This window comes from Citrobacter sp. MGH103 (genome assembly GCF_001034475.2).
GTDB classification, from domain to species: Bacteria; Pseudomonadota; Gammaproteobacteria; order Enterobacterales; family Enterobacteriaceae; genus Citrobacter; species Citrobacter freundii.
In genome coordinates, this window is record NZ_CP073043.1 from 4885353 (window position 1) to 4908095 (window position 22743).

At 51.1% G+C, this 22743-nt stretch carries 20 protein-coding genes; 17 read left to right on the forward strand and 3 right to left on the reverse strand.

Annotated features, from left to right (window positions below; translation table 11 throughout):
- Positions 1–7: 7 nt before the first annotated feature.
- A complete protein-coding gene (gene rbsD, locus SK33_RS23510; protein ID WP_003023766.1) occupies positions 8–427 on the reverse strand; it encodes a D-ribose pyranase in 420 nt (139 codons plus the stop codon).
- A 192-nt stretch (positions 428–619) separates the two neighbouring features.
- Positions 620–2488 carry a low affinity potassium transporter Kup gene (gene kup, locus SK33_RS23515; RefSeq protein ID WP_003023768.1) on the reverse strand — a complete coding sequence of 623 codons (1869 nt, stop codon included), beginning with the start codon at positions 2486–2488 and terminating at the stop codon, positions 620–622.
- Between the two features lie 329 nt (positions 2489–2817).
- On the opposite strand from kup, the gene ravA reads away from it, so the two are divergent.
- Together ravA and viaA are read left to right on the forward strand one after the other, a co-directional pair.
- Positions 2818–4314, forward strand: coding sequence for an ATPase RavA (ravA, locus tag SK33_RS23520; RefSeq protein WP_044700493.1), 1497 nt, complete (start codon positions 2818–2820; stop codon positions 4312–4314).
- A complete protein-coding gene (viaA, locus tag SK33_RS23525; RefSeq protein WP_048218877.1) occupies positions 4308–5759 on the forward strand; it encodes an ATPase RavA stimulator ViaA in 1452 nt (483 codons plus the stop codon). Before ravA ends, viaA begins: the two co-directional genes overlap by 7 nt.
- A gap of 3 nt (positions 5760–5762) precedes the next feature.
- Here viaA and asnA read toward each other — a convergent pair whose 3' ends face one another.
- A complete protein-coding gene (asnA, locus tag SK33_RS23530; protein ID WP_048218876.1) occupies positions 5763–6755 on the reverse strand; it encodes an aspartate--ammonia ligase in 993 nt (330 codons plus the stop codon).
- Between the two features lie 151 nt (positions 6756–6906).
- Here asnA and asnC point away from each other — a divergent pair, with 151 nt between their 5' ends.
- The 15 genes from asnC to glmS all read left to right on the forward strand — a co-directional run bounded on the left by asnC (position 6907) and on the right by glmS (position 22462).
- Complete coding sequence (gene asnC / locus SK33_RS23535; RefSeq protein ID WP_003023780.1) at positions 6907–7365, forward strand: transcriptional regulator AsnC; 459 nt, start codon at positions 6907–6909, stop codon at positions 7363–7365.
- Positions 7366–7453: 88 nt separating this feature from the next.
- On the forward strand, positions 7454–7903 hold the full coding sequence (mioC, locus tag SK33_RS23540; RefSeq protein WP_003023782.1) for an FMN-binding protein MioC: 450 nt from the start codon (positions 7454–7456) through the stop codon (positions 7901–7903).
- A gap of 372 nt (positions 7904–8275) precedes the next feature.
- Complete coding sequence (gene mnmG / locus SK33_RS23545) at positions 8276–10165, forward strand: tRNA uridine-5-carboxymethylaminomethyl(34) synthesis enzyme MnmG (RefSeq protein ID WP_003023784.1); 1890 nt, start codon at positions 8276–8278, stop codon at positions 10163–10165.
- Positions 10166–10266: 101 nt separating this feature from the next.
- Positions 10267–10890 carry a 16S rRNA (guanine(527)-N(7))-methyltransferase RsmG gene (gene rsmG / locus SK33_RS23550; RefSeq protein ID WP_003023788.1) on the forward strand — a complete coding sequence of 208 codons (624 nt, stop codon included), beginning with the start codon at positions 10267–10269 and terminating at the stop codon, positions 10888–10890.
- Positions 10891–11504: 614 nt separating this feature from the next.
- On the forward strand, positions 11505–11885 hold the full coding sequence (gene atpI, locus SK33_RS23555; RefSeq protein WP_003023790.1) for a F0F1 ATP synthase subunit I: 381 nt from the start codon (positions 11505–11507) through the stop codon (positions 11883–11885).
- Between the two features lie 7 nt (positions 11886–11892).
- A complete protein-coding gene (atpB, locus tag SK33_RS23560) occupies positions 11893–12708 on the forward strand; it encodes a F0F1 ATP synthase subunit A (RefSeq protein ID WP_003023792.1) in 816 nt (271 codons plus the stop codon).
- Positions 12709–12754: 46 nt separating this feature from the next.
- Positions 12755–12994: a F0F1 ATP synthase subunit C gene (gene atpE / locus SK33_RS23565; protein ID WP_003023794.1), complete on the forward strand. Its 240-nt coding sequence runs from the start codon at positions 12755–12757 to the stop codon at positions 12992–12994.
- 59 nt (positions 12995–13053) lie between these two features.
- On the forward strand, positions 13054–13524 hold the full coding sequence (gene atpF / locus SK33_RS23570) for a F0F1 ATP synthase subunit B (RefSeq protein ID WP_003023796.1): 471 nt from the start codon (positions 13054–13056) through the stop codon (positions 13522–13524).
- 14 nt (positions 13525–13538) lie between these two features.
- Positions 13539–14072: a F0F1 ATP synthase subunit delta gene (gene atpH, locus SK33_RS23575; protein WP_003023799.1), complete on the forward strand. Its 534-nt coding sequence runs from the start codon at positions 13539–13541 to the stop codon at positions 14070–14072.
- 12 nt (positions 14073–14084) lie between these two features.
- Positions 14085–15626 (forward strand): F0F1 ATP synthase subunit alpha, encoded by a 1542-nt coding sequence (gene atpA, locus SK33_RS23580; RefSeq protein WP_003023802.1) that lies wholly within the window; start codon positions 14085–14087, stop codon positions 15624–15626.
- Positions 15627–15676: 50 nt separating this feature from the next.
- The gene (atpG, locus tag SK33_RS23585) at positions 15677–16540 is read left to right on the forward strand and encodes a F0F1 ATP synthase subunit gamma (RefSeq protein ID WP_003023804.1); all 864 of its coding nucleotides are present in this window, start codon (positions 15677–15679) and stop codon (positions 16538–16540) included.
- 26 nt (positions 16541–16566) lie between these two features.
- Complete coding sequence (gene atpD / locus SK33_RS23590) at positions 16567–17949, forward strand: F0F1 ATP synthase subunit beta (RefSeq protein ID WP_003023806.1); 1383 nt, start codon at positions 16567–16569, stop codon at positions 17947–17949.
- Positions 17950–17969: 20 nt separating this feature from the next.
- Complete coding sequence (locus SK33_RS23595) at positions 17970–18389, forward strand: F0F1 ATP synthase subunit epsilon (protein ID WP_003023809.1); 420 nt, start codon at positions 17970–17972, stop codon at positions 18387–18389.
- A gap of 648 nt (positions 18390–19037) precedes the next feature.
- Complete coding sequence (gene glmU, locus SK33_RS23600; protein ID WP_048218875.1) at positions 19038–20408, forward strand: bifunctional UDP-N-acetylglucosamine diphosphorylase/glucosamine-1-phosphate N-acetyltransferase GlmU; 1371 nt, start codon at positions 19038–19040, stop codon at positions 20406–20408.
- Positions 20409–20632: 224 nt separating this feature from the next.
- Complete coding sequence (gene glmS / locus SK33_RS23605) at positions 20633–22462, forward strand: glutamine--fructose-6-phosphate transaminase (isomerizing) (RefSeq protein ID WP_032950599.1); 1830 nt, start codon at positions 20633–20635, stop codon at positions 22460–22462.
- Positions 22463–22743: the final 281 nt, after the last annotated feature.

Genomic DNA, 22743 nt, shown 5'->3' on the forward strand with positions numbered 1-22743 from the left:
GATGGCCTCAGAACGTGACGCCAGCACAGAGAATAATATTCGCATACGGAGAACACTCTCCGCTGCGAATTACCGCCTGACTGTCTGCGGTTTGTTTTTTGAATTGTTCATGCGTGGTGTAACGAATTTCTATGGTGTTTCCCTGGTGTTGTTGCAGTTGCTCAATGTGGCTGAGCAACGTTTCGTGGAGTTGCGGATTATGTTGTTTAATTTCCGACGCGAGAATGGCCGCCTCGACCTGCATTTCACGTGTGACCACATCCAGTACCTGCATAAAAGAAGGTACGCCCTGGGTTAATGCCATATCGATACGCGTTGTGCTGTTCGGGATGGGTAAACCTGCATCACACACCACCAGCGTATCGGTATGCCCCAGACGGGAGATCACCGATGAAATTTCAGAGTTGAGTACCGTGCCTTTCTTCATTTTCTTTCCCCACTAGCGAAACGTTTCGCTGGAGATAAGTGTAGTGCGAAGAGTGGACAGAAAACCACCGCGACGTTACGAAAATGTGATCGCCATCGAAACGTTTCGCAAGGATTATCATTAGATGAAATGAAAACTGGGAGGGGCAAAACAAAACGCCCCCTTTCGCGATGAAAGAGGGCGTCGATGAGATTAAATCTCGACCTGAGTACCGAGCTCAATAACCCGGTTCGGTGGGATTTCAAACTGGTCCGGCGCACGCAGCGCATTGCGCTGTAGCAGCAGATACAGCTTACCGCGCAGACGCAAGTACCACGGTCGTTTGCCGACAATCAGCGACTCGTGCGACATGAAGAAGGAGGTTTCCATCATCCGGCAGCTTAAGCCTTCCAGACCGCAGCGATGGAACACTTCCTCCACGTTCGGCGTTTCACGCCAACCGTAGCTGGCAACTACGCGCCAGAAGGTGGGCGATAACTGCTCAATCTGCACCCTACGCACGTTGTGAACATAGGGCGCATCTTCCGTGCGCAGCGTCAGCAGAATAACGCGCTCATGCAGCACCTTGTTATGTTTGAGGTTATGCAGAAGCGCAAACGGGATGACGTTCAGTGCGCGGGACATATACACCGCCGTTCCCGGCACGCGTACCGGTGGCGATTTCTCCAGAGAAGCAATCATCGCCTCCAGAGAGTTACCGTGCTCATGCATGCGACGCAGCAGACGGAAGCGTTCACTTTTCCAGGTGGTCATGATGGTGAACATCACCAGACCCAACGTCAGAGGCAGCCAACCGCCGGAAATCAGTTTATCGAGGTTCGCGGAGAACAGCGGAACATCGACGCACAAGAATGCCACCAGGATCAGGAAGACGAAGTATTTATTCCAGTGCCAGTTTTTGCGCGCCACGGTGGTCGACAAAATAGAGGTCAGCACCATCGTCCCCGTTACCGCAATCCCGTACGCCGCGGCCAGATTACTGGAGTGTTCAAAACTCACAATCACGATAACCACCGCAAAATAGAGCATCCAGTTAACGAAAGGAATGTAGATCTGGCCCGACTCCATTTCCGAGGTATGGATAATGCGCATTGGCGATAAATATCCCAAACGCACGGCCTGACGCGTCAGCGAGAAGACACCGGATATAACCGCCTGCGAAGCGATAACCGTCGCCAGCGCGGCGAGGATCAGTAGCGGGATCAACGCCCAGTCTGGCGCCAACAGGAAGAACGGGTTTTTGATCGCTTCAGGATGCTTTAACAATAGCGCCCCCTGACCAAAATAGTTCAGTACCAGTGAAGGCAACACCACAGAGAACCATGCCAGGCGAATCGGCAACTTACCGAAGTGGCCCATATCCGCATACAGCGCTTCAACACCGGTAATCGACAGCACCACCGCACCCAGCGCAATAAAAGACAACGTTTTGAATTCGAGGAAGAAATGCACCGCCCAATACGGATTTAGCGCCTGCAGTACTTCCGGATTGCCAATAATACTGCGCACGCCTAAAACCGCCAGCGTCAGGAACCACAGCAGCATAATCGGCGCAAACAGCTTACCGACCATGCCGGTACCGTGTTTTTGAATCAAAAACAGCAGGGTCAGTACGATTATCGAGAGCGGAACAATCCAGGTATCCAGTTGCGGGGCAATAATCTCCAGACCTTCAATCGCAGACATCACAGAAATGGCTGGCGTAATCACCACTTCACCATAGAAGAAGCTGCCGCCTATCAATCCCATAATGACCAGCATGGAGGTTGTTCGCGCCGAGGTATTGCGCCCGGCCAATGACATCAGCGTCAGGATCCCGCCTTCTCCGGCGTTATCTGCGCGCATGACAAACGTCAGGTATTTTATGGAGACAACAAAGATCAGCAGCCAGAAAATCAGCGAGAGAAAACCAAATACGGCATCACGTTCAACGCCAAAACCAAACTGACCGGACAAACATTCACGAAGCGTATAAAGTGGGCTGGTACCAATATCACCGTAGACAACCCCAATGGCTGCAAGGGTAATCGCAGACAATGATTGTTTATTATCAGTGCTCATAGACTCGTCTTTCGTTTATACACATCATCTTTCAAGCCACTCCGTGTGGGCTGCATTCGTTATTCCCCCCATCCCAGGAGAAAACTCCATTGCCGCCTTGGTGCAGCTTGATTGATTTGGTGTATATATAAGAAATGTGTGCGTCGTCCCTTGGCCCACAAAAAGGCGCACAGTATGCACGATTAATCACAAAATCGTACCCCTAAATGAGACCAGATTAATCTGGCTCAAAGAAAAATAAGCGCACCTTCAGTCTATTACTGCAATGGTGTGAAGCATCTATACTCGCAGTTTATGCAGTACATTTGGCGAAAGGACGCCACTTCATTATGGCTCACCCACATTTATTAGCGGAAAGAATTTCCCGTCTGAGCAATGCGCTGGAAAAGGGACTTTTTGAACGTAGCCACGCCATTCGTCTGTGTCTGCTGGCAGCACTCAGCGGCGAGAGCGTTTTCTTATTAGGGCCCCCGGGGATCGCAAAGAGCTTAATTGCCCGCCGACTGAAGTTTGCCTTCCAAAATGCACGCGCTTTTGAATACCTGATGACGCGCTTCTCTACGCCGGAAGAAGTTTTCGGCCCGCTGTCCATTCAGGCCCTTAAAGACGAAGGTCGCTATGAACGCTTAACGGCGGGCTATCTTCCTGAAGCTGAAATCGTTTTTCTCGATGAAATCTGGAAAGCAGGCCCGGCAATTCTTAACACCCTGCTGACCGCCATTAACGAACGTCACTTTCGCAACGGCGCGTATGAAGAAAAAATTCCGATGCGTCTGCTGGTGGCCGCATCCAACGAACTGCCTGAAGCCGACAGCAGCCTGGAAGCGCTGTACGACCGTATGCTGATTCGTCTGTGGCTGGATAAAGTTCAGGACAAGGCCAATTTCCGGTCCATGCTGCTAAGTCAGCAGGATGAAAGCGACAACCCGGTCCCCGCATCATTGCAGGTGACGGATGAAGAGTATCACCAGTGGCAAAAAGACATTGGCGCCATCAAGCTTCCCGATCGCGTGTTTGAGCTTATTTTCACCCTACGCCAGCAGTTGGACACGCTACCGAATGCCCCCTACGTGTCCGATCGTCGCTGGAAAAAAGCGATCCGCTTACTCCAGGCCAGCGCTTTCTTTAGCGGACGTGATGCGGTAGTACCTATCGACCTGATCCTGCTGAAAGATTGTCTGTGGTACGACGCGCAAAGCCTGAATCTGATGCAACAGCAGCTTGAAATATTGATGACCGGACACGCCTGGCAGCAGCAAGCCATGCTGACGCGCCTGGGCAGTATTGTGCAGCGCCGCATTCAACTCCAGCAGCAACAAAGCGACAAAACGGCGTTCACGGTAATCCGTCAGGGTGGCATGTTCAGTCGTCGTCCTCATTATGATTTACCACCGGAAGCTACGTCCTCAGTCGTGACATTACTGCTACAAAAGCCATTAAAGCTGCATGATATGGAAGTTATCCATATTGCTTTCGAACGCAGTGCGCTGGAACTGTGGCTAACAAAAGGCGGTGAAATCCGCGGAAAATTAAACGGGATCGGCTTTGCCCAAACGCTGAATATGGAAGTCGATAGTGCACAGCATCTGGTTGTGCGCGATGTCAGTTTACAGGGTTCTCGCCTGGCGCTGCCGGGGGCTTCGCAAGAGAGTATGCCCGCAGAGATAAAACAGGAGCTTGAAGCCCTCGATAACGAGTGGCATCAGCAGCACAGCGCATTCAGCGAACAGCAAAAATGCCTGTTTATTCATAGCGACTGGTTAGGCCGCATTGAGGCCAGCCTGCAGGATGTCGGGGCGCAAATCCGCCAGGCGCAACAATGCTGACCCTTGATACACTCAACATAATGCTGGCAGTCAGCGAAGAGGCGATGATCGAAGAGATGATCGTCGCCCTGTTGGCTTCCCCAAAGATGGTGGTATTTTTTAAAAAATTTCCTCGCCTTAAAAAAGCGATCACTGACGATATTCCCCGCTGGCGCGAATCTTTGCGTAGCCGCCTCAAAGATACCCATGTGCCGCCGGAGTTGGCAGAAGAAGTCATTTGTTATCAACAAAGCCAGCTCCTCTCTCATGCACAGTTTATCGTTCAACTACCGCAAATATTATCGATATTGCACCGACTCCATTCGCCCTGGGCTGGGCAAGCGCAGCAACTGGTCAATGACAACAGCACCTTTACGCCCGCCCTACATACGCTTTTTCTCCAGCGCTGGCGCCTGAGCCTGGTGGTGCAAACCACAACGCTGAATCAGCAACTGCTGGAAGAAGAGCGCGAGCATTTGCTCAGTGAAGTACAGGAACGGATGACCCTTAGCGGACAACTGGAACCTGTTCTGGCGGAAAATGACAACGCTGCAGGCCGGTTGTGGGATATGAGCGCGGGCCAAATCAAGCGCGGTGATTATCAGTTGATGGTGAAATACGGCGAATTTCTGACGCAACAACCCGAACTCCAGCGCCTGGCCGAGCAGTTAGGTCGTTCCAGAGAGGCGAAATCCGTGCCGCGTAAAGATGCGCCAATGGAAACCTTCCGCACCCTGGTGCGCGAACCGGCCACCGTCCCGGAGCAGGTGGATGGCATCCAGCAAAGTGACGATATCCTGCGCCTGCTACCGCCAGAACTGGCCACGTTGGGCATAACCGAACTGGAATACGAGTTCTACCGACGGCTGGTGGAAAAGCAACTGCTGACCTACCGCCTGCACGGCGAAGCATGGCGTGAGAAAGTAACAGAACGTCCGGTGGTGCATCAGGATTTTGACGAGCAGCCGCGCGGACCTTTTATCGTCTGCGTTGATACATCAGGATCGATGGGCGGGTTTAATGAGCAGTGTGCGAAAGCCTTTTGCCTGGCGCTAATGCGCGTCGCCCTTGCCGATAACCGGCGTTGTTTCATTATGCTGTTTTCAACAGAAGTGGTGCGCTATGAGCTTTCCGGTCCGGAGGGCATCGAACAGGCGATCCGCTTTTTAAGTCAACGCTTTCGTGGTGGCACTGATATTGCCAGCTGTTTTCGCGCCATTATTGAACGCATGCAGGGTCGGGAATGGTTTGATGCCGATGCGGTGGTTATCTCAGATTTTATCGCTCAGCGATTACCCGATGAAGTCGTCAGCAAAGTGGGGGAATTACAGCGGGTGCACCAGCACCGTTTTCATGCGGTAGCGATGTCAGCACATGGCAAACCCGGCATCATGCGCATTTTCGATCATATCTGGCGCTTTGATACCGGGATGCGAAGCCGCCTGCTCAGACGCTGGCGGCGTTAATTGTTACAGCAGAGAAGCGACGCTTTCACGTACCTGGGCCGGCCATACGCCACACTGAACCTGGCCAATGTGCGGTAATTGCAGCAACAGCATGGTCAGACGCGACTGCCCAATCCCCCCACCAATCGTCTGCGGCATTTCACCACGCAGCAGCGCCTGGTGCCATTCCAGACTCAGGCGATCTTCATCACCGGTCAAAGACAACTGGTGTTTCAGAGCGTCAGCATCCACACGGATCCCCATAGAAGACAGCTCAAACGCATCTTCCAGAACCGGGTTCCAGACCAGAATATCACCGTTCAGACCGGCATGACCCAGCTCAGACGCTGAACTCCAGTCATCATAATCCGGCGCGCGTACATCATGACGGTGACCGTCACTGAGCTTACCGCCGATACCCACCAGGAATACCGCGCCCAGCTCTTTAGCGATCGCACGTTCACGACCTTTTGCGTCAAGATCCGGATAACGAGATAACAGCTCCTGGCTATGAACAAAGTGGATCTGGTCTGGCAGGAACGGTGCCAGACCAAACTCTTTGCTAACCGCAGCTTCGGTGGCCTTAATTCCCGCCCAGATAGCCTCTACCGTGCTTTTCAGAGTGGAGAATTGACGCTCACCGTCGCCCATCACGCGCTCCCAGTCCCACTGGTCAACGTACACTGAGTGCAGCGGGGAGAGGCGATCTTCATCGGGACGCAGGGCTTTCATATGCGTGTACAGCCCCTCGCCTGCGCTAAAGTCGTGTTGTCCTAACGTTTGACGCTTCCACTTCGCCAGTGAATGAACCACTTCGAATTGAGCGTCTGGCAATGCTTTAACCTTCACCTGCACCGCTTTTTCACAGCCCGACAAGTTATCCTGCGTGCCATCTCCAACGCGGCTGAGGATCGGAGCCTGAACTTCGATCAGACCTAAACGCTCTTCCAGCTGGCGAGAGAAATGAGATTTTACGAAGCTAATTTGACGTTGTTTGGCAATGTAAGCGGTTTTCATTATGTGTACTCCTGTGTCCTGTTGCCTATGATTAAGCAACAGAATGGAGGTAATATTCAATAATCAACAAACAAAAAGCCGACTTCGATTTTGATTCGTTAAAATTAACGTCTAAAATAGAGGGAATCATTAATCTACATAAGAAAAACCTATGGAAAATTATCAGATCGACAATCTGGACCGCGGCATTCTTGATGCCCTGATGGAAAATGCCCGTACAGCCTACGCAGAATTAGCCAAACAGTTCGGCGTCAGCCCAGGAACAATTCACGTTCGCGTAGAAAAGATGAAGCAGGCCGGGATCATTACCGGCGCGCGGATTGATGTTAGTCCCAAACAATTGGGTTACGACGTCGGCTGCTTTATCGGCATCATTCTGAAAAGTGCGAAAGACTATCCGTCAGCACTTGCAAGACTGGAAAGCCTCGATGAAGTGACCGAAGCGTATTACACCACCGGGCACTACAGCATCTTTATTAAGGTAATGTGCAAATCGATCGACGCGTTGCAGCAGGTACTTATCAACAAGATCCAAACAATTGACGAAATTCAGTCCACTGAAACCCTGATCGTCTTGCAGAACCCGATTATGCGTACCATCAAGCCATGATCGGTTTTTTTAATCCCCTATTTTTCCACAGGTAGATCCCAGCTCGCACACAGCGTACAATACGCCCTCTTTATAAAGGTGGGCGATCATGGCAGACATCACTCTTATCAGCGGTAGTACGCTTGGCAGTGCGGAATATGTAGCAGAGCATCTGGCTGAAAAGCTGGACGACGCCGGTTTTTCCAGCGAAATACTGCATGGGCCAATGCTTGAAGAGGTTCCGACTGACGGGATCTGGCTGATTATCAGCTCCACACACGGAGCAGGAGACATTCCTGACAACCTGCAGCCTTTATATGATGCCTTACGCGAGCAGAAACCGAACCTGTCACAAGTGCACTTTGGTGCAATCGGGATCGGCAGTCGTGAATATGACACCTTTTGCGGCGCAATCGACAAGCTGGAAGCCGAATTGAAGGCCTGTGGGGCAAAACAGATCGGCGAAACACTCAGGATCAACGTACTGGAACATGAAATTCCGGAAGATCCGGCTGAAATTTGGCTGGGATCGTGGCATCCGTTGCTCAGAGATTTGTAAAGATCGTACTTTTTTATGTGGATAACTCTGGTTAAAAGCTTGGATCAACCGGTAGTTATCCCAAGAACAACCGTTGTTCAGTTTTTGAGTTGTGTATAACCCTTCATTCTGATCCCAGCTTATACGGACCAGGATCACCGATCATTCACAGCTAATGATCCTCAGCAACCTGTTGATCTTACTTAAAGGATCGACCTTATCCACAGAAAGGTGCGATCCTAATAAGAGATCACAATAAAACAGATCTCTAAATAAAAAGATCTTCTTTTTAATACCCAGGATCCCAGGTCTTTCTCCATCGACTAAAGTTGAGTAGAATCCACGGCCCGGGCTTCAATCCATTTTCACACCGCGTTATGCGAGGCAATCACCATGTTTTATCAGGATCCTTTTGACGTCATCATCATTGGCGGGGGTCATGCAGGCACCGAGGCCGCAATGGCCGCGGCGCGAATGGGTCAACAGACTCTGCTTTTGACACACAATATCGACACTCTGGGACAGATGAGCTGCAACCCGGCGATCGGCGGTATTGGGAAGGGACACCTGGTAAAAGAAGTGGATGCGCTTGGTGGGTTGATGGCAAAAGCGATCGACCATGCGGGTATCCAGTTTAGGATACTAAACGCCAGCAAAGGGCCTGCCGTTCGTGCTACTCGCGCTCAAGCCGATCGTGTGCTCTATCGCCAGGCGGTACGTACCGCACTGGAGAATCAACCCAACCTGATGATCTTCCAACAGGCGGTTGAAGATCTGATTGTTGAAAACGATCGTGTCGTAGGCGCGGTAACCCAAATGGGACTGAAGTTCCGTGCCAAAGCGGTCGTGTTAACCGTGGGGACTTTCCTCGACGGCAAAATTCATATTGGTCTGGACAACTACAGCGGTGGCCGCGCTGGCGATCCGCCGTCTATTCCGCTGTCACGTCGTCTGCGTGAACTGCCGCTGCGCGTCAGTCGCCTGAAAACCGGTACACCGCCGCGAATCGATGCGCGCACGATTGATTTCAGCGTGCTCGGCCAGCAAAACAGCGATAACCCGATGCCGGTCTTCTCATTCCTGGGCGATGCTTCTCAACATCCGCGCCAGATGCCGTGTTACATCACGCATACCAATGAAAAAACCCATGATGTGATCCGTAATAACCTCGATCGTAGCCCGATGTACGCAGGCGTGATCGAAGGTATCGGCCCACGCTATTGCCCGTCGATCGAAGACAAAGTGATGCGCTTTGCCGATCGTAACCAGCATCAGATCTTCCTCGAACCGGAAGGACTGACGTCTAACGAAATTTACCCGAATGGCATCTCCACCAGCCTGCCGTTCGATGTGCAGATGCAAATTGTCCGTTCCATGCAGGGGATGGAAAATGCCAGAATCGTCCGTCCTGGCTACGCGATTGAGTATGATTTCTTCGATCCGCGCGACCTGAAACCTACTCTGGAAAGCAAATTCATCCAGGGTCTGTTCTTTGCTGGTCAGATCAACGGTACGACCGGTTATGAAGAAGCTGCCGCGCAAGGGATGCTGGCTGGTCTGAACGCCGCACGCTTATCTGCTGACAAAGACGGCTGGGCGCCGCGCCGCGATCAGGCTTATCTTGGTGTGCTGGTGGACGATCTGTGTACGCTGGGCACCAAAGAACCGTACCGCATGTTCACCTCACGCGCGGAATACCGTTTGATGCTGCGCGAAGATAACGCCGACCTGCGTCTGACCGAAATTGGCCGTGAGCTGGGACTGGTGGACGATGAGCGTTGGGCTCGCTTCAACGAGAAGCTGGAGCGTATTGAACAAGAACGCCAGCGTCTCAAATCAACCTGGGTGAATCCGTTAGCGGAGTCCGCTGCAGAAGTGAATGCTCACCTGGCGACACCTCTGTCACGTGAAGCGAGCGGTGAAGATCTGCTGCGTCGCCCGGATATGACCTATGCTCAGTTGACCTCTTTATCTGCGTTTGCACCTGCGCTTGATGATGCTCAGGCCGCGGAACAGGTTGAAATTCAGGTGAAATACGAAGGATATATCGCCCGTCAGCAGGAAGAGATCGAGAGACAACAGCGTAATGAGAACACCCTGTTGCCTGCAACGCTGGATTATCGTCAGGTCTCCGGCTTGTCGAATGAGGTCATTGCCAAACTGAACGATCACAAACCGGTATCGATCGGCCAGGCATCGCGTATTTCCGGCGTAACACCTGCCGCCATCTCCATTCTGCTGGTATGGCTGAAAAAACAAGGTATGCTGCGTCGCAGCGCTTGATATCACTTTTTGGCGGGAGTGCTTCGTTTGCCCGCCCTACAAATTTGTCGGCCCGATAAGCGACAGCGCGTCGGGCAATAGATTATTTACAGGTAACGACCGTGCTCAACAAACTCTCTCGTCTGCTGGCTGATGCCGGTATTTCTCTTACCGATCACCAGAAAAATCAGCTGATTGCGTATGTCGATATGCTGCATAAATGGAACAAAGCGTACAACCTGACGTCGGTGCGTGATCCCAACGAAATGCTGGTGCGCCATATTCTGGACAGCATTGTCGTCGCGCCGTACCTGAAGGGCGAGCGTTTTATCGATGTCGGCACTGGTCCGGGCCTACCGGGAATCCCTCTCTCCATCGTACGTCCTGAAGCGCATTTCACACTGCTGGATAGCCTGGGAAAACGCGTTCGTTTCTTGCGCCAGGTGCAGCATGAGCTTGCGCTTACTAACATCACTCCAGTGCAAAGTCGCGTTGAAGAATTCCCTTCAGAGCCGCCGTTTGATGGGGTGATTAGCCGTGCTTTCGCGTCACTCAATGATATGGTGAGCTGGTGCCATCATTTGCCTGGTCAGGAAGGGCGTTTTTATGCGCTAAAAGGGCAGTTGCCTGAAGATGAAATTGCCTCGTTGCCTGCAGAATTCAGCGTCGAGTCGGTCGAAAAATTACGCGTTCCGCAACTGGATGGTGAACGTCATCTGGTGGTTATTAAGCCAAACAAAATTTAATTTTTATCAAAAAAAATAGAAAAAAAACGGTTCTTCGGGTGTTAAAAGTCATAAGGAATAGTGTGGTTAAATGTCGTTACATTTCACTAATGCCTTACGGTTTTGCATCATAACTATAACGTACCGTTTTTTGTTAAAAGTGAAACAAGTCAGCTGTGAAAATATCAGCCTGCTAAAAATAGAATCAAAGAATCACCGCTCGTGTTAATTTTTTATTATAAATGTCAATGGGTGGTTTTTTTGTTGTTATTCGCTATTTTTAAAACAGTAACGAATTTTAGGCTTAAATATCAAAAAGTTGAAATGGCATCATTTGCCAAGTAAATAAATAGTGCCGGGGCGAATATGCTTAATATGTGATCTGGTGCACGCTTTGCAGCCAGTGTTTACGCGGCTTTTGCAGTTTTGCATGATCGTTCACAGTTTGCATAAAAGTGATAAATGTGGCGTAGCGAAAAATATTTAAACATTTATTCACTTTTTAGCTACTTATTGTTTGAAATCGAGAAGGCGCACCGTATAATTTGACCGCTTTTTGATGCTTGACTCTAAGCCATAAAGAACGTTTTATACGACACGCGGCATACCTCGAAGGGAGCAGGAGTAAAAACGTGATGTCTATGTCGCTCTTGAGTCGAAACGTTGCTCGTAAGCTTTTGCTCACACAGTTTCTGGCGGTAATAGCAAGTGGACTGCTATTTAGCCTCAAAGACCCTTTCTGGGGCATCTCCGCATTGTGCGGTGGATTGGCAGTGTTACTGCCTAATGTGTTGTTTATGATATTTGCCTGGCGTCACCAGGCACATACACCAGCTAAAGGCCGAGTAGCCTGGACGTTCGCTTTCGGCGAAGCCTTCAAGGTATTAGCTATGCTGGTGTTGTTGGTGGTGGCGTTGGCTGTTTTGAAAGCGGTATTCATGCCGCTGATCGTTACGTGGGTTTTGGTGCTGGTGGTTCAGATACTGGCGCCGGCTGTAATTAACAACAAAGGGTAAAGGCATCATGGCTTCAGAAAATATGACGCCGCAGGATTACATAGGACACCATCTGAATAACCTTCAGTTGGACCTACGTACATTCTCGCTGGTGGATCCGCACAACCCCCCAGCCACCTTCTGGACGCTCAATATTGACTCCATTTTCTTCTCGGTGGTTCTGGGTCTGTTGTTCCTGCTTATGTTCCGTAGCGTAGCCAAAAAGGCGACCAGCGGCGTACCAGGTAAATTTCAGACTGCGATTGAGCTGGTAATCGGCTTTGTGCATGGTAGCGTGAAAGACATGTACCATGGCAAAAGCAAGCTGATTGCTCCGCTGGCCCTGACGATTTTCGTCTGGGTATTCCTGATGAACTTGATGGATTTGCTGCCTATCGACCTGCTGCCGTACATCGGTGAGCATATCTTTGGCCTACCGGCTCTGCGTGTGGTTCCGTCTGCTGACGTGAACATCACCCTGTCGATGGCGCTGGGCGTATTTATCCTCATTCTGTTCTACAGCATCAAAATGAAAGGCATCGGTGGCTTCGCGAAAGAGTTGACGCTGCAGCCGTTCAATCACTGGGCGTTCATCCCTGTCAACTTAATCCTTGAAGGGGTAAGCCTGCTGTCCAAACCAATCTCACTTGGTCTGCGACTGTTCGGTAACATGTACGCTGGTGAGCTGATTTTCATTCTGATTGCTGGTCTGTTGCCGTGGTGGTCACAGTGGATCCTGAATGTGCCGTGGGCCATTTTCCACATACTGATTATCACGCTGCAAGCCTTCATATTTATGGTTCTGACGATTGTCTATCTGTCGATGGCATCTGAAGAGCATTAATTTACCAACACTACTACGTTTTAACTGAAACAAACTGGAGACTGTCATGGAAAACCTGAATATGGATCTGCTGTACATTGCTGCCGCTGTGATGATGGGTCTGGCGGCAATCGGTGCTGCGATCGGTATCGGCATCCTCGGGGGTAAATTCCTGGAAGGCGCAGCGCGTCAACCGGATCTGATTCCTCTGCTGCGTACTCAGTTCTTTATCGTTATGGGTCTGGTGGATGCAATCCCAATGATCGCTGTAGGTCTGGGTCTGTACGTGATGTTTGCTGTCGCGTAGTAAGCGTTGCTTGAATTAAGAGCAATATCAGAACGTTAACTAGATAGAGGCATTGTGCTGTGAATCTTAACGCAACAATCCTCGGCCAGGCCATCGCGTTTGTCCTGTTCGTTCTGTTCTGCATGAAGTACGTATGGCCGCCTTTAATGGCTGCCATCGAAAAACGTCAAAAAGAAATTGCTGACGGCCTTGCTTCTGCAGAACGAGCACATAAGGATCTTGACCTTGCAAAGGCCAGCGCGACCGACCAGCTGAAAAAAGCGAAGGCGGAAGCTCAGGTAATCATCGAGCAGGCGAACAAACGCCGTGCTCAGATCCTGGACGAAGCTAAAACTGAAGCAGAGCAGGAACGTACTAAAATCGTGGCACAGGCGCAGGCGGAAATTGAAGCCGAGCGTAAACGTGCTCGCGAAGAGCTGCGTAAGCAAGTTGCTATCCTGGCTGTTGCTGGCGCCGAGAAGATCATCGAACGTTCCGTGGATGAAGCTGCTAATAGCGACATCGTGGACAAACTTGTCGCTGAACTGTAAGGAGGGAGGGGCTGATGTCTGAATTTGTTACGGTAGCTCGCCCCTACGCCAAAGCAGCTTTTGACTTTGCCGTTGAGCACCAAAGCGTTGACCGTTGGCAGGATATGCTGATGTTTGCCGCTGAGGTGACAAAAAACGAACAAATGGCAGAGCTTCTCTCTGGCGCGCTGGCGCCGGAAACGCTCGCTGAGTCGTTTATCGCCGTATGCGGTGAGCAACTGGACGAAAGCGGCCAAAACCTGATTCGGGTAATGGCTGAAAATAACCGTCTGAATGCGCTCCCGGATGTTCTTGAGCAGTTTATTCACCTGCGTGCAGCCAGTGAGGCTATCTCTGAGGTAGAAGTTACTTCTGCCAATGCACTGAGTGATGAACAGCTTAAGAAGATTAGCGCAGCGATGGAAAAACGTCTGTCACGCAAAGTTAAGCTGAATTGCAAAATCGATAAGTCTGTAATGGCAGGCGTAATCATCCGAGCGGGTGATATGGTCATTGATGGCAGCGTACGCGGCCGTCTTGAACGCCTTGCAGACGTCTTGCAGTCTTAAGGGGACTGGAGCATGCAACTGAATTCCACCGAAATCAGCGAACTGATCAAGCAGCGCATTGCTCAGTTCAATGTTGTGAGCGAAGCTCACAACGAAGGTACTATTGTTTCTGTAAGTGACGGTGTTATCCGCATTCACGGCCTGGCCGATTGTATGCAGGGTGAGATGATTTCCCTGCCGGGTAACCGTTACGCTATCGCACTGAACCTGGAGCGCGACTCCGTAGGTGCAGTTGTGATGGGTCCATACGCTGACCTCGCCGAAGGCATGAAGGTTAAGTGTACGGGTCGTATTCTGGAAGTTCCGGTTGGCCGTGGACTGCTGGGTCGTGTGGTGAACACTCTGGGTTCCCCGATTGACGGTAAAGGTCCGGTTGATAACGATGGCTTCTCGCCAATCGAAGTTATCGCACCAGGCGTAATCGAACGTCAGTCCGTCGACCAGCCAGTGCAGACCGGTTATAAATCTGTTGATGCCATGATCCCAATCGGTCGTGGCCAGCGTGAGCTGATCATCGGTGACCGTCAGACAGGTAAAACCGCGATGGCAATCGATGCCATCATCAACCAGCGTGATTCTGGCATCAAATGTGTGTACGTGGCTATCGGCCAGAAAGCGTCCACCATTTCTAACGTGGTTCGTAAACTGGAAGAACACGGCGCACTGTCCAACACCATCGTTGTTGTGGCGACCGCGTCTGAATCTGCTGCACTGCAATACCTGGCACCATATGCCGGTTGCGCAATGGGCGAATACTTCCGTGACCGCGGTGAAGATGCACTGATCGTTTACGATGACCTGTCTAAACAGGCTGTTGCTTACCGTCAGGTTTCCCTGCTGCTGCGTCGTCCACCAGGACGTGAAGCATTCCCGGGCGACGTATTTTACCTCCACTCCCGTCTGCTGGAACGCGCATCCCGCGTAAACGCGGAATACGTTGAGAAGTTCACCAATGGTGAAGTTAAAGGTAAAACTGGCTCCCTGACCGCTCTGCCGATTATCGAAACCCAGGCGGGTGACGTTTCTGCGTTCGTTCCGACCAACGTAATTTCTATTACCGATGGTCAGATCTTCCTGGAAACCAACCTGTTTAACTCCGGTATTCGTCCGGCAGTTAACCCGGGTATCTCCGTATCTCGTGTTGGTGGTGCAGCGCAGACCAAGATCATCAAGAAACTGTCCGGTGGTATTCGTACCGCACTGGCGCAGTATCGTGAACTGGCAGCGTTTTCTCAGTTCGCTTCCGACCTGGATGAAGCTACTCGTAAGCAGCTGAGCCACGGTCAGAAAGTAACTGAACTGCTGAAGCAGAAACAGTATGCGCCAATGTCTGTTGCACAGCAGGGTGTGGTGCTGTTCGCGGCTGAACGCGGTTACCTCGAAGATGTGGAACTGGCGAAAATCGGTAGCTTCGAAGCCGCTCTGCTGGCTTACGTTGACCGTGACCACGCTCCGCTGATGCAAGAGATCAACCAGTCCGGTGGCTATAACGATGAAATCGAAGGCAAGCTGAAAGCTATCCTCGATTCCTTCAAGGCAACCCAGTCCTGGTAACGTCTGGCGGTCTGCTTTAGGGTGGACCGCAAGGCATTGAGGAGAAGCTCATGGCCGGCGCAAAAGAGATACGTAGTAAGATCGCAAGCGTCCAGAACACGCAGAAGATCACTAAAGCGATGGAGATGGTCGCCGCTTCCAAAATGCGTAAATCGCAGGATCGCATGGCGGCCAGCCGTCCTTATGCAGAGACCATGCGCAAAGTGATTGGTCACCTTGCGAATGGTAATCTGGAATATAAGCACCCTTACCTGGAAGAACGCGACGTTAAACGCGTGGGCTACCTGGTGGTGTCGACCGACCGTGGTCTGTGCGGTGGCTTGAACATTAACCTGTTCAAAAAGCTGCTGGCGGATATGAAAACATGGTCCGATAAAGGCGTTCAGTGCGATATCGCAATGATCGGCTCTAAGGGCGTGTCTTTCTTTAACTCCGTTGGCGGTAATGTGATTGCTCAGGTAACCGGTATGGGGGATAACCCTTCCCTGTCCGAACTGATCGGTCCGGTTAAAGTGATGCTGCAGGCCTACGATGAAGGTCGCCTGGACAGACTGTACGTTGTCAGCAACAAATTTATTAACACCATGTCTCAGACGCCAACCATCACCCAACTGCTGCCTCTGCCGGCATCAGATGATGATGAATTGAAGCGTAAATCCTGGGATTACCTGTATGAGCCAGACCCGAAAGCGCTGCTGGATACCCTGCTGCGTCGTTATGTCGAGTCTCAGGTTTATCAGGGCGTGGTAGAAAACCTGGCCAGCGAGCAGGCCGCACGTATGGTGGCGATGAAAGCCGCGACCGACAATGGCGGCAGCCTGATTAAAGAGCTGCAGTTGGTATACAACAAAGCTCGTCAGGCCAGCATTACTCAGGAACTCACCGAAATCGTCGGTGGTGCATCCGCGGTATAACCAGGTTAATTCGTAGAGGATTCAAGATGGCTACTGGAAAAATTGTCCAGGTAATCGGCGCCGTGGTTGACGTCGAATTCCCTCAGGATGCCGTACCGCGCGTGTACGATGCTCTTGAGGTTATGAATGGTAAAGAGAGCCTGGTGCTGGAAGTTCAGCAGCAGCTCGGCGGCGGTATCGTACGTACCATCGCCATGGGTTCTTCTGACGGTCTGCGTCGTGGTCTGGAAGTTAAAGACCTCGAGCACCCGATCGAAGTCCCGGTAGGTAAAGCAACGCTGGGTCGTATCATGAACGTCCTGGGTCACCCGATCGACATGAAAGGCGATATCGGTGAAGAAGAGCGTTGGGCTATCCACCGTGCAGCACCTTCCTACGAAGAGCTGTCAAGCTCTCAGGAACTGCTGGAAACCGGTATCAAAGTTATCGACCTGATGTGTCCGTTCGCTAAGGGCGGTAAAGTTGGTCTGTTCGGTGGTGCGGGGGTAGGTAAAACCGTAAACATGATGGAGCTGATCCGTAACATCGCGATCGAACACTCCGGTTACTCCGTGTTTGCGGGCGTAGGTGAACGTACTCGTGAGGGTAACGACTTCTACCACGAAATGACCGACTCCAACGTTCTGGACAAAGTATCCCTGGTATATGGCCAGATGAACGAGCCGCCGGGAAACCGTCTGCGTGTTGCGCTGACCGGTCTGACCATGGCTGAGAAGTTCCGTGACGAAGGTCGTGACGTTCTGCTGTTCGTTGATAACATCTATCGTTACACCCTGGCCGGTACAGAAGTATCTGCACTGCTGGGTCGTATGCCATCAGCGGTAGGCTACCAGCCGACCCTGGCGGAAGAGATGGGTGTTCTGCAGGAACGTATCACCTCCACCAAAACCGGTTCTATCACCTCCGTTCAGGCGGTATACGTACCAGCGGATGACTTGACTGACCCATCCCCAGCAACCACCTTTGCTCACTTGGATGCAACCGTGGTACTGAGCCGTCAGATCGCATCTCTGGGTATCTACCCGGCAGTTGACCCGCTGGACTCCACCAGCCGTCAGCTGGATCCGCTGGTTGTTGGTCAGGAACACTACGACACCGCGCGTGGCGTACAGTCCCTGCTGCAGCGTTATCAGGAACTGAAAGACATCATCGCCATCCTGGGTATGGATGAACTGTCTGAAGAAGATAAACTGGTGGTAGCACGCGCACGTAAGATTCAGCGCTTCCTGTCCCAGCCGTTCTTCGTTGCGGAAGTATTCACCGGTTCTCCGGGCAAATACGTTTCCCTGAAAGACACCATCCGTGGCTTTAAAGGCATCATGGAAGGCGAATACGACCACCTGCCAGAGCAGGCGTTCTACATGGTTGGTTCTATCGACGAAGCCGTGGAAAAAGCCAAAAAACTTTAACGCCTTAATCGGAGGGTGATATGGCAATGACTTACCACCTGGACGTCGTCAGCGCAGAGCAACAAATGTTCTCTGGTCTGGTCGAGAAAATCCAGGTAACGGGTAGTGAAGGTGAACTGGGTATTTTCCCTGGTCACGCACCGCTGCTCACCGCCATTAAGCCTGGTATGATCCGCATCGTTAAACAGTTCGGTCATGAAGAGTTTATCTACCTGTCCGGCGGCATTCTCGAAGTGCAGCCTGGCAGCGTGACCGTTCTGGCTGATACCGCGATTCGCGGACAGGATCTCGATGAAGCGAGAGCCCTGGAAGCGAAGCGTAAGGCTGAAGAGCACATCAAGAGCTCTCATGGTGACGTGGATTACGCTCAGGCATCTGCGGAACTGGCCAAAGCGATCGCGAAACTGCGCGTTATCGAGTTGACCAAAAAAGCGATGTAACACCGGCTTGAAAAGCACAAAGGCCAGTCTGGTTTCCAGGCTGGCTTTTTTTGTTTTTGCTGCAAGAACATTTAAATTGAAAGCTGTTTTGTGATTTAGATCATAAAAATATTGATTGGCTAAAAAATGCGGCGTAGACTCTTTTTATGTGATGTATGTCACATAATAAAATCAGATAAAAAGAGATGCCAACATGAAATTACTCAATAAAATCATCGCCATGTTCAGCAATATGAGCTTTTAGACTTTACCTGCCTGTCCTGTGGCGCTATGCTGGATATGGTTTATCAGTCAGCGCCACTTGTTGTTATAAATTCCCTCCCCCTACTCTTCTCCCTCAACTTTTTATTTCGCGTACGCATTTTCGGTTTCTCACTGAATCACATAAATAAAATCGGGCTTTGCATGTGTAACTCTTTATTCATGCGGTAAAAAAATAGCAAAAACATTAACCTAAGGCTTTAATAAGAGCAGACCCCAGGTTTTTGGCAGACAAAAGACACTGATTTAGACGAAAATAGTGAGTTATCAGATGGGGAATTACCCCTGTTGAACGTTTTATCTTCGGTCCATTTCACGATGAAAAAAATGTAGTATTTTCAATGTGAAACGGTATAAATTCGTTCTCAAATTACAGTCAGGACGTGTATGTTGAATAAAGCTATGAGCGTCGTGATCCTTGCCGCAGGCAAAGGCACGCGTATGTATTCCGATCTCCCTAAAGTGCTGCATACCCTCGCAGGAAAACCGATGGTTCAGCATGTCATTGATGCTGCTAATGAATTAGGTGCGACTCACGTACATCTGGTCTACGGGCACGGTGGTGATTTGCTCAAGCAGACGCTGAAAGATGGCAATCTGAACTGGGTTCTGCAGGCGGAACAGTTGGGTACCGGCCATGCAATGCAGCAGGCGGCGCCATTCTTTGGTGATGATGAAGACATTTTAATGCTCTATGGCGATGTGCCGCTGATCTCTACCGATACCTTACGTCGCCTGCGTGAAGCCAAACCGCAGGGCGGCATTGGCTTGCTAACGGTAAAACTTGATGACCCAACCGGTTATGGCCGAATTACCCGCGATAACGGCAATGTCACGGGTATCGTTGAGCATAAAGATGCCACCGACGAGCAGCGTCAAATCCAGGAAATAAACACTGGTATCCTGATTGCCAACGGCGCTGACATGAAGCGTTGGCTGTCTAAACTGACCAACAACAACGTGCAGGGTGAATACTACATCACCGATATCATCGCGATGGCGTATAAGGAAGGACGTGAAATTGCTGCAGTACATCCGGCACGCATTAGCGAAACTGAAGGGGTGAATAACCGTCTTCAGCTATCCCGTCTGGAACGTGTTTATCAGTCCGAGCAGGCAGAAAAACTGCTGCTGGCAGGCGTGATGCTGCGCGATCCGGCACGTTTTGATCTTCGCGGTACGCTTATTCACGGGCGCGATGTTGAAATTGATACTAACGTTATCATTGAAGGTAACGTAACCGTTGGGGATCGCGTCAAGATTGGCGCCGGTTGCATCATCAAAAACAGCGTGATTGGTGAGGGTTGCGAGCTTAGCCCATACAGTGTGGTGGAAGATGCCCATCTGGAAGCCGCTTGCACCATTGGTCCATTCGCACGTCTGCGCCCGGGTGCTGAGCTGCAGGAAGGCGCACACGTGGGTAACTTCGTCGAAATGAAAAAAGCGCGTCTGGGTAAAGGCTCCAAAGCCGGTCATTTGACCTACCTGGGCGATGCGGAAATTGGCGATAACGTGAATATCGGCGCGGGTACGATTACCTGCAACTACGATGGCGCCAATAAGTTTAAAACCATTATTGGTGATGATGTGTTTGTGGGTTCTAATACTCAGCTGGTGGCGCCTGTCACCGTGGGTAAAGGTGCAACGATCGCCGCCGGAACCACCGTAACGCGTAATGTCGCCGATAACGAACTGGTATTAAGCCGTGTACCTCAGGTCCATAAACAGGGCTGGCAGCGTCCGGTGAAGAAGAAGTAAGTGATTTTTGCCGGATGGCGGCCTACGTGCGGTGACGTTCTGTAGGCCTGATAAGCGTAAGCGCCATCAGGCACACAAGAGATGAGGGGATAACATAATCCTCCGCTCAACAAGCAGTACCATAAAAATAACCCCACTCTCTACAAGGCTCGGGGCGCCCGAAATGGGCAAATACAGGTCAGCGACAACGACAGGCATAATGCCTAAATTCGGAATCAAAAAATATGTGTGGAATTGTTGGCGCTATCGCGCAGCGTGATGTAGCTGAAATCCTTCTCGAAGGTTTACGTCGTCTGGAATATCGTGGTTATGACTCTGCTGGTCTGGCCGTCGTCGATGCTGAAGGTAACATGACCCGTCTGCGTCGTCTGGGTAAAGTGCAGATGCTGACTGCTGCTGCGGAAGAACATCCGTTGCATGGTGGTACAGGTATCGCTCACACCCGCTGGGCGACACACGGTGAACCTTCAGAAGCGAACGCGCATCCCCATGTTTCTGAACACATTGTTGTGGTGCATAACGGCATCATTGAAAACCATGAACCACTGCGTGAGCTGTTGAAAACGCGTGGCTATACCTTTGTTTCTGAAACCGACACCGAAGTGATTGCTCACCTGGTGCACTGGGAACTGGAACAGGGTGGAACGCTGCGTGAAGCCGTGCTGCGTACTATTCCGCAGCTGCGCGGTGCCTACGGCACAGTGATCATGGATACCCGTAACCCGGAAACTCTGCTGGCGGCCCGTTCTGGTAGCCCGCTGGTGATTGGTCTGGGTATGGGCGAAAACTTCATCGCTTCCGATCAGCTGGCGCTGCTGCCGGTAACCCGTCGCTTCATCTTCCTGGAAGAGGGTGACATCGCGGAAGTGACTCGTCGTTCTGTCTCTATTTTCGACAAGTCTGGCGCAGAAGTGAAACGTCAGGATATCGAATCGAATCTGCAGTATGACGCGGGCGAAAAAGGTATTTATCGCCACTACATGCAGAAAGAGATCTACGAACAGCCGAACGCGATTAAAAATACGCTGACCGGGCGCATTAGCCACGGTGAAGTGGATTTAAGCGAGCTGGGGTCGCGTGCCAACGAGCTGCTGTCTCAGGTTGAGCATATCCAGATTATCGCCTGCGGTACGTCTTACAACTCCGGTATGGTGTCCCGCTACTGGTTTGAATCGCTGGCGGGTATTCCTTGTGATGTCGAAATCGCTTCCGAATTCCGCTATCGCAAATCTGCCGTGCGTCGTAACAGCCTGATGATTACCCTTTCTCAGTCTGGTGAAACGGCGGATACTCTGGCGGGGCTGCGCTTATCCAAAGAGTTGGGCTATCTGGGCTCGCTGGCTATCTGTAACGTACCGGGATCTTCTCTGGTGCGCGAATCCGACCTGGCGATGATGACCAACGCCGGTACCGAAATCGGCGTGGCCTCCACGAAAGCATTTACCACTCAGCTGACCGTTCTGCTGATGCTGGTGGCGAAACTGTCCCGTCTGAAAGGCCTTGATACGTCTATTGAGCAGGAGATCGTTCACGGTCTGCAGGCGCTGCCGAGTCGTATTGAGCAGATGTTGTCTCAGGACAAACGCATTGCCGCTCTGGCAGAAGGTTTCTCTGACAAACATCATGCGCTGTTCCTTGGCCGTGGCGATCAGTATCCAATTGCGCTGGAAGGCGCGCTGAAGCTGAAAGAGATCTCGTATATTCACGCTGAAGCTTATGCCGCAGGTGAACTGAAACACGGTCCGCTGGCCCTGATTGATGCCGATATGCCGGTTATCGTGGTTGCGCCGAACAACGAACTGTTGGAAAAACTGAAATCCAACATTGAAGAAGTTCGCGCCCGTGGCGGTCAGCTGTACGTCTTTGCTGACCAGGATGCTGGCTTTACCAGCAGCGAAAACATGCACATCATCGAGATGCCGCATGTGGAAGAGGTGATTGCACCGATCTTCTACACCGTTCCGCTGCAGCTGCTGGCGTATCATGTGGCACTGATTAAAGGCACCGACGTCGATCAGCCGCGTAACCTGGCGAAGTCAGTTACCGTAGAGTAATCCGTGCTTAACTGAACTGGAAATGCCCTGCTACAAGCGGGGCATTTTTTTAAATTTGTTCTGTTTTTAATCAATTATCCCGCCTGTTTTATGTGACAAACCGTCATCTTCAACTACTGTTTTCAGTGTCATAAAAAGAAAATTTTAACGAAATGTTATTGTCATGATATCGACTAACTTTTTGTTTTGAATGTGTTTTTAGATAAAAAACTTCCCGTATTTTTCGTTGTCATAAAACTGTCATATTTCGTACATTTAACTGTCACCTGTTTGTCCTATTT

Bases quoted from the DNA above. Each gene is read 5' to 3' on its own strand.
- rbsD (WP_003023766.1), bottom strand. From the start codon at position 427: ATGAAGAAAGGCACGGTACTCAACTCTGAAATTTCATCGGTGATCTCC.
- kup (WP_003023768.1), bottom strand. From the start codon at position 2,488: ATGAGCACTGATAATAAACAATCATTGTCTGCGATTACCCTTGCAGCC.
- ravA (WP_044700493.1), top strand. From the start codon at position 2,818: ATGGCTCACCCACATTTATTAGCGGAAAGAATTTCCCGTCTGAGCAAT.
- viaA (WP_048218877.1), top strand. From the start codon at position 4,308: ATGCTGACCCTTGATACACTCAACATAATGCTGGCAGTCAGCGAAGAG.
- asnA (WP_048218876.1), bottom strand. From the start codon at position 6,755: ATGAAAACCGCTTACATTGCCAAACAACGTCAAATTAGCTTCGTAAAA.
- asnC (WP_003023780.1), top strand. From the start codon at position 6,907: ATGGAAAATTATCAGATCGACAATCTGGACCGCGGCATTCTTGATGCC.
- mioC (WP_003023782.1), top strand. From the start codon at position 7,454: ATGGCAGACATCACTCTTATCAGCGGTAGTACGCTTGGCAGTGCGGAA.
- mnmG (WP_003023784.1), top strand. From the start codon at position 8,276: ATGTTTTATCAGGATCCTTTTGACGTCATCATCATTGGCGGGGGTCAT.
- atpI (WP_003023790.1), top strand. From the start codon at position 11,505: ATGTCTATGTCGCTCTTGAGTCGAAACGTTGCTCGTAAGCTTTTGCTC.
- atpB (WP_003023792.1), top strand. From the start codon at position 11,893: ATGGCTTCAGAAAATATGACGCCGCAGGATTACATAGGACACCATCTG.
- atpE (WP_003023794.1), top strand. From the start codon at position 12,755: ATGGAAAACCTGAATATGGATCTGCTGTACATTGCTGCCGCTGTGATG.
- atpH (WP_003023799.1), top strand. From the start codon at position 13,539: ATGTCTGAATTTGTTACGGTAGCTCGCCCCTACGCCAAAGCAGCTTTT.
- atpA (WP_003023802.1), top strand. From the start codon at position 14,085: ATGCAACTGAATTCCACCGAAATCAGCGAACTGATCAAGCAGCGCATT.
- atpG (WP_003023804.1), top strand. From the start codon at position 15,677: ATGGCCGGCGCAAAAGAGATACGTAGTAAGATCGCAAGCGTCCAGAAC.
- atpD (WP_003023806.1), top strand. From the start codon at position 16,567: ATGGCTACTGGAAAAATTGTCCAGGTAATCGGCGCCGTGGTTGACGTC.
- SK33_RS23595 (WP_003023809.1), top strand. From the start codon at position 17,970: ATGGCAATGACTTACCACCTGGACGTCGTCAGCGCAGAGCAACAAATG.
- glmU (WP_048218875.1), top strand. From the start codon at position 19,038: ATGTTGAATAAAGCTATGAGCGTCGTGATCCTTGCCGCAGGCAAAGGC.
- glmS (WP_032950599.1), top strand. From the start codon at position 20,633: ATGTGTGGAATTGTTGGCGCTATCGCGCAGCGTGATGTAGCTGAAATC.